Consider the following 12,611-nt stretch of genomic DNA (forward strand, 5'->3'; position numbering starts at 1 on the left):
ACCGCCGGTTCAGGCCGGGACGACGAGGTCGCCGAGCGCCTGCCAGCGGTCCAGGGCCTCCTGCGGCGAGTCGGCGGTGAACAGGGCGTGGCCGAGGCGCGAGCGGCAGTCCTCGACGCCCGGGATGCTCTCGCCCGGTGCGAAGTACACGGCGGTCTCGGTGACTTCTGGCAGTGCCTCCAGCTCCGCCCACCCGGTGAGTTCCCCGTACGAGGAACGGCCCGCGGCGGAGAAGAAGCGGATTCCGGCGCTCTCGGCCTGCGGCCGTGCGAAGGCGCCGGCCGCCTCCAGGCCCACGCCGAGCGCGATGGCGACGGCCACCCTGGGCAGGCTGACGCCCGTCACGAGCCGCAGCAACTCCACGATCCGGTCGCCCGGCAGCCGGGCGCCGATCTCGATGAGCACCGGACCGTCGGCGGCCAGGCGCAGTTCGCAGTGGAAGGGGCCGCTGGTGATGCCGACGGCGCGGACCACGTCGCCGACGTAAGCCTCGACGTTCTTCAGGGTGGCGTCGTCGACGAGCGCGGGGGTGAGGTGGCCCAGCTCCACGAAGTCGGGCTCGGGGCCGAGCAGCGTGCGGCTGAGGGCGACGACGGTGACCTCGCCGCTCTCCAGGACGTAACCGTCCGCACTGAACTCGGGTCCCTGGACGTACTCTTCGACGAGCACCCGGTGCTCGTGCAGCTTGCCCATGTCGGGCTCCGGGTCGGTCACGAGCCGCTGGAACGCGGCGGTGAGCTGGTCGAGGTCGTCGGCGCGGCTGACGTGGATGCTGCCGGAGCAGGCGACCGGCTTCAGGACGCAGGGGAAGCCGACCTGTTCGGCCGCGGCGCGCAGTTCGGCGTCGGTGGTCGCCTGGGCGAAGCGCGGGGTGCGCAGCCCGGCCTCCGCCACGGCGGCCCGCATGACGCTCTTGTCCCGGACCCGGTCGACGGTGGTCACGGGCAGGCCGGGCAGGTTCAGTGCCGCGGCGACGCGCGCGGTCGCCGTCACGTAGATGTCGGAGCCCGGCAGCACCGCCTCGAACGGCTCGGCGCGGTGCAGTTCGAGCACGGCCGCTTCGAGGGCTGCCTGGTCGTTGGTCTCCACCGTCAGCACCGAGTCGGACGCCGCGCGCACGGCGTCGGAGAGCCGGCGGTCGCCGGAGTCGGCGGTGGCGACGACGACCCGCAGTCCCATCTCGGCCGCGACGCCGATCAGGGTGGCGCCTCCGGAGGAGGCGGGTTCGACCACGAGGACGCGGGCAGGACGAAGTGCATCTGTGTGCGGCAAAGCGAAATCCCCCGGGCTGAGCTGTGAGGACCGGACTCACGATCGCGATCCTGGTCGCGATCTTTCTATCGGGGCGCCTTGGTCCCGGTCAATGGATCACCGCAAGATTGTCTGCGAGAGCGAAGCCGAGCCGCACATTTTCCGGAACAGGGGCCCCATTACCGCCTGTTCGTCTCCCGGAAGCGGCCGAACACCTGGCCGAACACCTTCGTGGAGGAAGACGTTGCGCTGCGCGTCACCCCGGGCCGGCGGCGGGTGCCCGACGAGGCCCCCGGCCGGTGACGTCCCGGCAGCCTGTCCCGCACGGGAACGCGGCAGGGACCCTTCTCGCCGGCGAGCGAAGCGATGTTCCTCACAGTCCTCCAGCCGAGCGCGTGCCAGTTGTAGAGTGACGACCGCCCTTGACCTGCAGAAAGCTGGCAGGGAGCCGTCTTTCAGGAGTTCAACATGCTGCGCACCATGTTCAAGTCCAAGATCCATCGAGCCACCGTCACCCAGGCCGACCTGCACTACGTGGGTTCCGTGACCATCGACGCCGACCTGCTGGACGCCGCCGATCTGCTGCCCGGCGAGCTCGTGCACATCGTCGACATCACCAACGGCGCCCGCCTGGAGACGTACGTCATCGAGGGCCGACGCGGATCCGGCGTGATCGGGATCAACGGGGCCGCCGCCCATCTCGTCCACCCCGGCGATCTCGTGATCATCATCAGCTACGCCCAGGTGACGGACGCCGAGGCGCGGGCACTCGCCCCCCGGGTCGTGCACGTCGACCACGACAACCGGATCGTGGCCCTGGGTGCCGACCCGTCCGAGCCGGTTCCGGGCTCGGACCAGCAGCGCAGTCCGCAGGCCGTCGAGGCCTGACGGAGCCATCCGCAGCACAGGAGGAGCGTGTCCATGAGCGACCCGGAGATCCGCGACGACCGGGCGGCAGGCCGGCTGGAGGCCGTGTCCGGCGGTGAAGTCGTGGGCCGCATCGAGTACTTCGTGCTCGAAAGCCCCAAGCGTGCGCTGGTGCCCGTCCACACGGTCGTCGAGCCGGCCCAGGAGGGCAAGGGCATCGCCGGTTCGCTCGCGCGTGAGCTGTTCGCCCTCGCCGGCCGCGAGCACAGCGCGGTCGCCTCGCTCTGCCCGTACGTCACCAAGTGGATCGAACGCCACCCCGACGAGGCGGCGCCCGCCGATCAGGCCCTGCTCGTGGCGGCAAAGGAGTGGCTGAGGGCCCACCCAGGGCGCTTCTGACCCGGGTCGGTCCCTCTTGCGACTGCGTGCCCCGGGCGGCCCCCGCCGTGGCCGCGCCGCCCCAGGCGTGTCCCTCGCGACCGCGTGTCCCGGGCCGGGGCCCTCTCGCGACCGGGTGCCCCGCGCCCCGCCCCTCTCCGACGTACGACCCCGGCCCGACCCTCTCCGGCGCAACGCCTGCCGCACGGCCCCGCCCGCCCTCGCTACCCCACCTGGTCCCCTCTTCATCCTGCGGGGGAGTGACTGCGGACGCGGGTGGCCGGGTAGGCGGGGAGGAGTCCAGAGCCGGAGTCGTCCTACTGGCTGGAGGACCTGATGACGAACCCGATTCCCGATCCCGTGCCGCCGGCGCCCACGCCCGGCCCGGATCCCCAGCACCCGGATCCGCACCCCGACCCGGTGCCGAACCCGCAGCCCCCGCCGGGCCCGGAGCCGACCCCGCCGCCGCCCGCGCCCACCCCGCCGGCGCCCCCGGGCCCCGGCCCCGTGCCGGGCCCCGACCCCTCTCCGATCCCCCCGGGACCTGAACCGGTACCGAGCCCGGAGCCCGGGCCACCCCTGTCCTGACCTCGCCACCCGACCCCCAACACGAGCGGGGCGGTGGACGGCATCGCCTGCCGTCCACCGCCCCGCACAGCTGTATCAGCGCAGCGGCACGGCCTACGCGGAGGTCTCCGACCGGTCTCCGCCCCACAGCGTGTGGAACGAGCCGTCACGGTCCACCCTCCGGTACGTGTGCGCACCGAAGTAGTCCCGCTGCCCCTGTGTCAGCGCCGCCGGCAGCCGCTCCGCGCGCAGCGCGTCGTAGTAGGCGAGGGCCGCGGCGAAACCGGGCGTCGGCACACCCTGGCGGGTCGCGGCGACCAGCACCTCGCGCCAGTCGTCCTGGGCGTCCGCGATCTCCTGCGCGAACGTCGCGTCCGACAGCAGGCTCGGCAGGTCCGGCCGGGCGTCGTAGGCGGCCCGGATCCGGTCCAGGAACGCCGCACGGATGATGCAGCCGCCCCGCCACAGCGCCGACACCGCACCGAGGTCGATGTCCCAGCCGTACTCGTCGCGCGCCGCGTCGATCTCGTGGAAGCCCTGCGTGTACGACACGATCTTCGACGCGTACAGCGCCTGCTCCACCCGGTCCGCGAAGGCCCGGGCCTCCGCCTCGCTCAGCGGCTGCGCCTTCGGCCCGGCAAGCCCCCGCGAGGCCTCCCGCAGCGCGGCGTGGCCCGACAGGGAGCGCGCGAAGACCGCCTCGGCGATACCGGAGACCGGCACGCCCAGGTCCAGCGCGATCTGCACGGTCCAGCGGCCGGTGCCCTTCTGCTCCGCCTGGTCGACCACCACGTCCACGAACGGCTTGCCCGTCTCCGCGTCCACGTGCGACAGCACCTCGGCCGTGATCTCGATCAGGTAGGAGTCGAGACGGCCCCGGTTCCAGGTCCGGAAGATCTCCGCGATCTCGGCGGGGGAGTACCCGGCGACGTCCCGCAGCAGCTGGTACGCCTCGCCGATGAGCTGCATGTCCGCGTACTCGATGCCGTTGTGCACCATCTTCACGAAGTGCCCGGCGCCGTCCGGACCGACGTGGGAGACGCACGGCGAGCCGTCGGCGGCCTTGGCCGAGATCTTCTCCAGCATCGGGCCGAGCGAGTCGTAGGACTCCTTCGGGCCGCCCGGCATGATGCTCGGGCCGTTCAGCGCGCCCTCCTCGCCGCCGGAGACGCCCATGCCGACGAAGTGGATGCCCTGTTCGCGCAGGTCGCGCTCCCGGCGCCGGGTGTCGGCGAAGTGCGCGTTGCCACCGTCGATGATCATGTCGCCGGGCTCCAGCAGCGGCGCGAACTCCTGGATCACCGCGTCGGTCGGCTCACCGGCCTTGACCATCACGACCAGACGCCGCGGCCGCTCCAGCGCCGCGACGAAATCCTTCGCGCTCTCGCACGCGACGAACTCCCCCTCGCCGCCGAACTCGTCCACCAGGGCGTGCATGCGCGCAGGCGTCCGGTTGTGCACCGCGACCGTGTAGCCGTTGCGGGCGAAGTTGCGGGCGAGGTTGCGGCCCATGACCGCGAGACCCGTGACGCCGATCTGCGCTGTACTGCTCATTCGGTTCGCTCCTAAAGACCTCGGTATCGGTGCTGCCGGTGGGGCCCCACCGGCATGCCCCCGTCGACCATCCTGACGTGCCGCTACTTCGTCCGCACGCGCGGGTCGCACGACGTCGCGCAGGCTGATACGGACGAGAGCGCCGCCGCACTCAGCCGATGCACGCGTCCCCGCGCACGCCGCACCCGCGCACCGGGTGCCGTACACGGTGCACCGCCGGGGCGCACGTCGCGCAACAGGGGCCTCATACCGGCCATTTGGGCTCCCGGGCGGCCGATAGGCGTCTTGTTCTGGCCGGTTCGCAGCGCTTACTTTTGCCCCTCCTGACGCATGTCTAGGGGGGCTATCGATGGCCGTACGCGGCCGGCATCGCCGGTATCAGCCGAACAGGATCAACCGCGCCTCACTCACCGTCACGGCGGGCGGGGCGGGCATGGCACTGCCGTTCATGAGCACCGGCGCCGCCCAGGCGGCGGACATGGACACCTGGAACAAGGTCGCCGCCTGCGAGTCGACCAGCAACTGGAGCATCAACAGCGGCAACGGCTTCTACGGCGGACTGCAGTTCACCCAGTCCACCTGGGAGGCCTACGGCGGGCGGGCCTACGCGGCGCGCGCCGACCTGGCGAGCAAGGACCAGCAGATCGCCGTCGCGGAGAAGGTGCTCGACGGGCAGGGCCCGGGCGCCTGGCCGGTGTGTTCCGTACGGGCGGGACTGACCCGGGGCGGCGGCGAGCCCGGCATCCGGCCCGCCACCGAGCGCACGAAGCAGGGGGACGCGAAGAAGAAGACCTCCATCGAGGAGGTACGGCCGCAGTCCACTCCGCAGTCCCGGGCGGGCAACGCCGAGATGTACACCGTGGTCCGCGGCGACACCCTCTCCGGCATCGCGGACGACCAGGACGTCCGGGGCGGCTGGCGGGGCCTGTACGCCGTCAACCGGTCGGCCATAGGCTCCGACCCCGATCTGATCGTGCCCGGCCAGCGCCTCGCGCTGCGCGGCGAGGGCGCCACCAAGACGCGCCCGGCGCACAGGCCGGCGCCGTCGGCCAAGCCCTCGACGAAGAAGCCGGCCCAGGACCGCGCCAGGGAGCGGCCGAAGGAGCGGAACCGGGACAAGAGCGAGGAGCGGGCCGGCCGGTCCACCGCCACCCGGCAGGGTCTCGTCGCCCCTGTGAGCGCCTCCCTCGGCACGCCCTACCGCAAGGCGGGTTCCTCCTGGTCGAAGGGCTATCACACCGGCATCGACTTCCCCGTGCCCACGGGCACGTCGGTCAAGTCGGTCGCGGCGGGCAGCGTCGTCAGCGCCGGGTGGGGCGGCTCGTTCGGCTATCAGGTCGTCGTCCGGCACACCGACGGCCGCTACAGCCAGTACGCCCACCTGTCCGCGATCTCCGTGCGGGACGGGCAGTCGGTGAGCGCCGGCCAGCGCATCGGCCGTTCCGGTTCCACCGGCAACAGCTCGGGCCCGCATCTGCACTTCGAGGTGCGGACGGGGCCCGGTTTCGGCTCGGACGTCGACCCGGTGGCGTACCTGCGGGCCGGCGGCGTCACGATCTGACGCGTATGCGGTGCCGGTCGACCGTGGGGAGCGGGACGTACGGGATGTCGTAGAAGGGGATGTAGGGGAGCGGGCGTTCGTCGCCGGCGGTAACCGCCGACGGCTCCCCGCTCCCGTGGCCGGCATCCGCGCCCGGCGCCCCCGACGGCTCCGGCACGAGCACCGCGGCCGATGCCGGCACGCGCGCGGCGGCGGGCGACCTCGGCACGGGGGCGAGCAGCGCCGCTGCCCCCGTCCCCGGTGCGTCCGCGCCGCGCGGCCGTCCGCCGGCACGCACGGCCCCGGCCGGTTCGGCCACACGGTCCGGACGCTGCGGGAGCCCGCCCGCCGGTGCGGGCAGGGTCACCGGGCTCTCCGCCACCACACCCACCGGCTCCGACACCATGGCCGGGCTCAGCGGGAAAGCGCCCACCGGCTCGGGCAGCTCGCGCACATCCGCCTCGTCCGACTCCTTCGCGGAACCGGGCACGGCTGCCGGCTGCTCGTGCGTGAGGCGCTCCGTCGTCAGCAGGATCAGGCCGCCCGCCGCCACCACACCGCAGCTCAGCGCGAGCGCCGTCCCCGTCGTGCCGTAGCGGAAGGTTTCACCGAACATCGTGATGCCGACCGCGGCCGCCACCACCGGGTTCACGACCGTCAGCGTGGCCAGCGGCGCCGCGAGGCCCGCGCCCCGGTAGGAAGCCTGCGACAGCAGCATGCCGGCCGTGGCCAGGACGCCGATCACCGCGAGGGAGGGCACGTCCGCCGCCGACACACCGCCGGTCCAGTCGACCGCGACGGTCTTGGTGAACACCGACGACATGCCGAACGCGATACCGGAGGCCGTCGCCAGCAGCATGCTGCGGACCGCCGGATGACGGTGCGCCGCCCGGGCGGCGATCATCAAAGCCACGACCACGCCCGCCGTGGCGACGGCGACGGCCACCCGCTGTGTGGTGTCCAGGGACCGTGCGTCGGCGGCGGCGACCAGGGACAGCAGACCGGCGAGACCGACCGTCGCCATGATCGCGCCCCGCCAGGCCGTGGCGCCGGCCTTGCGGCCGACGAACAGCGCCGCCATGGGAAGCGCCAGCACGATGGTCAGCGCACCGAGCGGCTGCACCAGGCTCAGCGGACCGTACGCCAGCGCCACCACGTGCAGCAGCCCGCCGAGGCCGTTCAGCGCGACCGCCGCCCACCAGCCCGGCCGGCGCAGCGGCGCGTACTGCTCGCCCGGTGAGGTCTCCGCGACCCGCTCCTGCACGATCGCCCCGCCCGCGTAGGCGAACGCGGAGACGACGGACAGCAGAACGGACAACGCGAGGGCGCTCATCGGCTGCTCCTCTGCGGGAGGCGGGGGCGCTCGGCCCGACGCGGCGAAAGGTCTGCTTTCATGACCAACACCCTGCCCTGTCCGGGTGTTCCCGTCGTCGTCCCTGAGCACTCATTGGGTCCTACTGCCGATGGAGTACGAGGGGACCCCCGTCATCCCCAAGGTGGGGGAGACCGGCCGGGGGCCACCGGGGCACGTCCCTTAGGGGCCTTGGTACTACTGCTCTTCGTGGACCTCGACCCCGACCTCACCGCGCTCCGCCCGCTCGCCGGCTTCTTCGTGCTGCGCACGGGAGGAGCACCGGGCGGGTCTCTTCCCACTCTCGCACAGGCGTACGCCGCAGCGTCACCGGATATGTCAGCAAATCCCTTGATTTTTCGCGTCCGGAAGGTCGCGACCGCCCTGCGGGCCCCGGAGGCGCGGGTCGCCGCGTCCGTGACCCACCAGGGCCTTGCGGCCCGGCTCTGGTCGATCGGCCTCGGCTGTGCCGCGCTGTACGGCCACGTCCCCGACCTCGACGCCCGGCTGCTGCACTGGGACGCCGACGGCAGCGCCCCCGACGACCTGTGGCTCAGGGACGTGACGCCCCTTCCCGGCGACGCGCCGACAGTCGCGGACGTCGTCCTGCGCGGCCATCTCGTCCCCCTGGCGAGGGCCCTGCGCGCCCACCACGGCCTCGCCCCCGGCCTGCTGCGCGGCAACGCCGCCTCGGCGCTGGCCGGCGCCGCCCGGGAACTGGACCGCTGGGCCCTGCGGCACGGCCGCACGGACGTCGCAGCCCGCGCCCGTTCCCTGACCTCGCAGCTCCTCTCGCACCCGCTGCTCGACGGCGCCGGAACCCTCACGGGCACCGCCTTCCGGCGCCGCAGCTGCTGCCTTTACTACCGGGTGCCGGGCGGGGGCGTCTGCGGCGACTGTTGCTTCACACGGCCTCCCCGCTCTTCCCCACGCGCCCCATCTGGGTGACCATGAAGGGGAACGGCCGCTGAGAGCAGGGAGTTGCGGGTGCGCGTCGGACTGCTGACCCGGGAGTACCCGCCGGACGTGTACGGCGGTGCAGGCGTCCATGTGGAGTTCCTCGCCCGCGAGCTCAGACCGCTCGTCGACCTGGACGTGCACTGCTGGGGCGAGGGCCGCGCCGACGGCGTGCGGCGGCACCGCCCCTGGTCCGCGCTCGACGGGGCCAACGACGCGCTGCGCACGTTCTCCGTCGATCTCGCCATGACGGCCGCCCTCCAGGGCCGCGAACTGGTCCACTCCCACACCTGGTACGCCAACCTCGGCGGTCACCTCGCCAAGCTCCTGTACGGCATCCCGCACGTGATGACCGCCCACTCCCTGGAGCCGCTGCGCCCCTGGAAGGCCGAGCAGCTCGGCGGCGGCTACGAACTGTCCAGCTGGGCCGAACGCACCGCGATCGAGGCCGCCGACGGGGTGATCGCCGTGTCCTCCGCCATGCGCGAGGACATCCTCGGCTGCTACCCGGCGCTGGACCCGGAGCGGGTCCACGTCGTGCACAACGGCATCGACACCAGTCTGTACCGGCCCGACCACGGCACGGACGCCCTGGAGCGGATCGGCCTCGACCGCACCCGCCCCTACGTGCTGTTCGTCGGCCGCATCACCCGTCAGAAGGGCGTGCCCCACCTGCTGCGCGCGGTGCGGGACATCGACCCGGCCGCACAGGTCGTGCTGTGTGCCGGAGCGCCGGACACACCGGAGATCGACCAGGAGTTCCGCGAGCTGTTCGGGGAACTCAGCACGGTCCGCGACGGCGTGTTCTGGATCCCGAAGATGCTGCCCCGCCCGGAGGTGATCCAGCTCCTCACGCACGCCGCCCTGTTCGTCTGCCCGTCGGTGTACGAGCCGCTCGGCATCGTGAACCTGGAGGCGATGGCCTGCGGCACGCCGGTGGTGGCCTCGGCGGTGGGCGGCATCCCCGAGGTCGTGGACGACGGCACCACCGGGCTGCTCGTCCCACCCGGCGACGGGTTCGAGGCGGGCCTGGCCCGGGCCATGGACACCGTCCTGGGCGATCCGGGCGCCGCACGGCGGATGGGCGAGGCCGGGCGGGAGCGCGCGGTCGGCGAGTTCGGCTGGGACGCGGTGGCCCGGCGCACGGTCCGGCTCTACGAGGAGATCGTCAAACAGGCTTAGCGGGTACTGCTCAGGGGCAGGCATCGGGAAATCGGCGTGAGGGGAGCGGCCATGCGTGGTGGTGGTCCTTCGGTCCTGGGGATCGTGCTGGCGGGCGGCGAGGGCAAGCGGCTGATGCCCCTGACCGCGGACCGGGCCAAACCGGCGGTGACCTTCGGCGGCACGTACCGTCTGGTCGACTTCGTCCTGTCCAACCTCGTCAACGGCGACATCCTGCGCATCTGCGTCCTGACGCAGTACAAGTCGCACTCGCTGGACCGGCACATCACGACCACCTGGCGGATGTCCAACCTGCTGGGCAACTACGTCACGCCCGTGCCGGCCCAGCAGCGCCTCGGCCCGCGCTGGTACCTGGGCAGCGCGGACGCGATCCTGCAGTCGCTGAACCTCGTCTACGACGAGCAGCCCGAATACGTCGCCGTCTTCGGCGCCGACCACGTCTACCGCATGGACCCGCGCCAGATGCTCGCCCAGCACATCGAGAGCGGCGCGGGCGTCACGGTCGCCGGGATCCGGGTGCCGCGCACCGAGTCCTCCTCCTTCGGGGTGATCACGCCGGGCTCCGACGGGCAGACGGTGGAGCGCTTCCTGGAGAAGCCCACGGCGCCGCCCGGTCTGGCGGACGACCCCGACTGCGTCTTCGCCTCGATGGGCAACTACATCTTCACCACCAAGGCCCTCATCGAGGCGCTCAAGCGGGACGCGGAGGACGAGTCGTCCGTGCACGACATGGGCGGCTCGATCCTGCCCCAGCTCACGGACCGGGGCGAGGCGGCGCTGTACGACTTCAGCGCAAACCACGTCCCCGGTGAGACCACCCGAGACCAGGGCTACTGGCGGGACGTCGGCACGCTGGACGCCTACTACGAGGCCCACATGGACCTGATCGCCGAGCGCCCCGCCTTCAACCTGTACAACCGCAGCTGGCCGATCTACACGCACTCGTACCAGCTCTCACCGGCCCGCTTCAACGCCGGTGGCATCGCCAGCGAGTCGATCATCAGCGCCGGCTGCCTGGTGCGCGGGCAGGTCACGCGGTCCGTGCTGTCGCCGGGCGTGGTGGTGGACCCGGGGGCCGTGGTGCAGGGCTCCGTGCTGCACGACAACGTGCACATCGGCCGGGGCGCGGTGGTGCGCGGCGCCGTCCTCGACAAGAACGTCGAGGTGCCGCCCGGTGCGACGATCGGGGTCAACCCGGAGCGGGACGCGGAGCTGTACACCGTGTCGAAGGGCGGGGTCATCGCTCTGGGCAAGGGCCAGTTGGTCACCTGACACCGGTCGGGCCCGGACTTTGTCCTGACATGCACTCGGGGTGGCGTGCGGCGTTCCGTGACGCCTCCCGGGTGACTCCCCCGGGGTGTCCGGCGGCGCAACCTGTGCTGGACTGACGGCACATGCACCATGAGTCCCGCCCTGTATGCAGGGGTGGGACGTAACCTGCTGTTAACTGTACGTAGCCTGATCGTACTTGACCGTAATCGGCTGGGGGCGCTTGACTGCTGACCCACCCGTCGTCGACGCGAGGCAAGCCCTTGACTGCTGACCTGCTCGCTCCTCTCGACCTGGCGTTCTGGAACCTCGAGTCCACCGAGCACCCCATGCACCTCGGTGCGCTCGGGATCTTCTCGGCCCACTCGCCCGCCGCGGGTGCCCATGCGGCGGACCTGCTCGCGGCCCGGGCGGCCGGAGTCCCCGGGCTGCGGATGCGTATCCGCGACGTGTGGCAGCCCCTGCCCTCCGCGCTGCGCAGGCCGCTCGCCTTCGGTGGCGCGGCCCGTGAGGCGGACCCGGACTTCGACCCCCTGAACCATGTACGGCTGCACGCCCCGACCGCCGATTTCCAGACGGACGCGGGCCGCCTCATGGGCCGCCCCCTGGCGCGCGACCGGCCGCCGTGGGAGGCCCATGTACTGCCGGGCGAGGACGGCGTCTGCTTCGCCGTGCTGTTCAAGTTCCACCACGCCCTCGCCGACGGGCTGCGCGCACTGACCCTCGCCGCGGGCGTCATGGACCCGATGGACATGCCCTCGCCCCGGCCGCGCCCCGCCGCGACCCCGCGGGGTCTCGTGGCGGACGTGCGTGATCTGCCCGCGATGATGCGCGGTGCCCTGTCCGACATGAGCCGCGCCCTGGACATCGGCGCCGCCGTCGCCCGCTCCTCCCTCGACGTGCGCTCCACCCCCGCTCTCACCTGCGAGCCGAGCGGCACCCGCCGCACCGCAGGCGTGGTGCTCGACCTCGACGACGTCCACCGGGTGCGCAAGACCGTGGGCGGCACCGTCAACGACGTCCTCATCGCGGTCGTCGCGGGCGCCCTGCGCCGCTGGCTCGACGGGCGCGGCGACGGCAGCGAGGGTGTCGCGCCCCGAGCGCTGATCCCCGTCTCCAAGCGCCGCCCGCGCACCGCGTACCCGCAGGGCAACCGGCTCTCCGGGTACCTGATACGGCTTCCGGTGGACGACCCGGACCCGCTGGCCCGCCTGGCCTCGGTACGGGACGCCATGGACCGCAACAAGGACGCCGGCCCCAACCGGGGCGCGGGCGCCGTAGCCCTGCTCGCCGACCACGTCCCCGCCCTCGCCCACCGGCTCGGCGGCCCTCTGGTCGGCCAGGCGGCCCGTCTCTGGTTCGACCTGCTGGTCACCAGCGTGCCGCTGCCCAGCCTGGGCCTGAAACTCGGCGGCCACCCCCTCACCGCCGTCTTCCCCTTCGCCCCGCTGGCCCCGGGCCACTCCCTGGCGGTCGCGGTCTCCACGTACCGGGGGAGCGTCCATTACGGCCTGGTCGCCGACGGCGAGGCCGTTCCCGACCTCGACCTGTTCGCCACGGCCGTGTCGAAGGAGGTGGCGACGCTGATCAAGGCCTGCCGGTCGTGATCAGGCCGGTTTGGCGGTGCGGCCCGGCGCTGAAGTAAAATCCGCCCTTCGAAAGCGGGCGCGACCGGCGCGCCGCGAGGGCAGAGCA

Annotated in this window: 10 protein-coding genes; 7 read left to right on the forward strand and 3 right to left on the reverse strand. The window is 72.7% G+C overall.

Annotated features, from left to right (window positions below; all coding sequences use genetic code 11):
* Window positions 1-9: 9 nt before the first annotated feature.
* A complete protein-coding gene (locus tag ACIQU3_RS21935; protein WP_403735971.1) occupies window positions 10-1,233 on the reverse strand; it encodes an ATP-grasp domain-containing protein in 1,224 nt (407 codons plus the stop codon).
* Window positions 1,234-1,719: 486 nt separating this feature from the next.
* Here ACIQU3_RS21935 and panD point away from each other — a divergent pair, with 486 nt between their 5' ends.
* Both panD and ACIQU3_RS21945 read left to right on the forward strand, forming a co-directional pair.
* Window positions 1,720-2,139 carry an aspartate 1-decarboxylase gene (gene panD, locus ACIQU3_RS21940; protein ID WP_403735968.1) on the forward strand — a complete coding sequence of 140 codons (420 nt, stop codon included), beginning with the start codon at window positions 1,720-1,722 and terminating at the stop codon, window positions 2,137-2,139.
* 33 nt (window positions 2,140-2,172) lie between these two features.
* Window positions 2,173-2,517: a GNAT family N-acetyltransferase gene (locus tag ACIQU3_RS21945; RefSeq protein WP_403735965.1), complete on the forward strand. Its 345-nt coding sequence runs from the start codon at window positions 2,173-2,175 to the stop codon at window positions 2,515-2,517.
* A gap of 660 nt (window positions 2,518-3,177) precedes the next feature.
* Here ACIQU3_RS21945 and gndA read toward each other — a convergent pair.
* Window positions 3,178-4,617 carry an NADP-dependent phosphogluconate dehydrogenase gene (gene gndA, locus ACIQU3_RS21950; RefSeq protein ID WP_403927231.1) on the reverse strand — a complete coding sequence of 480 codons (1,440 nt, stop codon included), beginning with the start codon at window positions 4,615-4,617 and terminating at the stop codon, window positions 3,178-3,180.
* Window positions 4,618-4,966: 349 nt separating this feature from the next.
* Here gndA and ACIQU3_RS21955 point away from each other — a divergent pair, with 349 nt between their 5' ends.
* Window positions 4,967-6,178: a transglycosylase family protein gene (locus ACIQU3_RS21955; protein ID WP_403735959.1), complete on the forward strand. Its 1,212-nt coding sequence runs from the start codon at window positions 4,967-4,969 to the stop codon at window positions 6,176-6,178.
* Here ACIQU3_RS21955 and ACIQU3_RS21960 read toward each other — a convergent pair.
* The gene (locus tag ACIQU3_RS21960) at window positions 6,168-7,490 is read right to left on the reverse strand and encodes a DMT family transporter (protein WP_403735954.1); all 1,323 of its coding nucleotides are present in this window, start codon (window positions 7,488-7,490) and stop codon (window positions 6,168-6,170) included. The genes ACIQU3_RS21955 and ACIQU3_RS21960 overlap by 11 nt on opposite strands.
* Before the next feature lie 228 nt (window positions 7,491-7,718).
* Between ACIQU3_RS21960 and ACIQU3_RS21965 the strand changes: the two genes are divergently transcribed.
* The 4 genes from ACIQU3_RS21965 to ACIQU3_RS21980 all read left to right on the forward strand — a co-directional run bounded on the left by ACIQU3_RS21965 (window position 7,719) and on the right by ACIQU3_RS21980 (window position 12,523).
* The gene (locus ACIQU3_RS21965; RefSeq protein ID WP_403735951.1) at window positions 7,719-8,456 is read left to right on the forward strand and encodes a (2Fe-2S)-binding protein; all 738 of its coding nucleotides are present in this window, start codon (window positions 7,719-7,721) and stop codon (window positions 8,454-8,456) included.
* 39 nt (window positions 8,457-8,495) lie between these two features.
* A complete protein-coding gene (gene glgA, locus ACIQU3_RS21970; protein WP_403735948.1) occupies window positions 8,496-9,647 on the forward strand; it encodes a glycogen synthase in 1,152 nt (383 codons plus the stop codon).
* 51 nt (window positions 9,648-9,698) lie between these two features.
* Entirely contained in the window at window positions 9,699-10,919 is a 1,221-nt protein-coding gene (glgC, locus tag ACIQU3_RS21975; protein WP_403735945.1) for a glucose-1-phosphate adenylyltransferase, read from the forward strand.
* Between the two features lie 260 nt (window positions 10,920-11,179).
* Window positions 11,180-12,523: a wax ester/triacylglycerol synthase family O-acyltransferase gene (locus ACIQU3_RS21980; RefSeq protein WP_403927234.1), complete on the forward strand. Its 1,344-nt coding sequence runs from the start codon at window positions 11,180-11,182 to the stop codon at window positions 12,521-12,523.
* Window positions 12,524-12,611: the final 88 nt, after the last annotated feature.

It is taken from the genome of Streptomyces sp. NPDC101110 (genome assembly GCF_044759525.1).
In the GTDB taxonomy this organism is placed as follows: Bacteria; Actinomycetota; Actinomycetes; order Streptomycetales; family Streptomycetaceae; genus Streptomyces.

Excerpts from the sequence above, each read along its gene's own strand:
- panD (WP_403735968.1), top strand. The coding sequence starts at position 1,720 with ATGCTGCGCACCATGTTCAAGTCCAAGATCCATCGAGCCACCGTCACC.
- ACIQU3_RS21945 (WP_403735965.1), top strand. The coding sequence starts at position 2,173 with ATGAGCGACCCGGAGATCCGCGACGACCGGGCGGCAGGCCGGCTGGAG.
- gndA (WP_403927231.1), bottom strand. The coding sequence starts at position 4,617 with ATGAGCAGTACAGCGCAGATCGGCGTCACGGGTCTCGCGGTCATGGGC.
- ACIQU3_RS21955 (WP_403735959.1), top strand. The coding sequence starts at position 4,967 with ATGGCCGTACGCGGCCGGCATCGCCGGTATCAGCCGAACAGGATCAAC.
- ACIQU3_RS21960 (WP_403735954.1), bottom strand. The coding sequence starts at position 7,490 with ATGAGCGCCCTCGCGTTGTCCGTTCTGCTGTCCGTCGTCTCCGCGTTC.
- glgC (WP_403735945.1), top strand. The coding sequence starts at position 9,699 with ATGCGTGGTGGTGGTCCTTCGGTCCTGGGGATCGTGCTGGCGGGCGGC.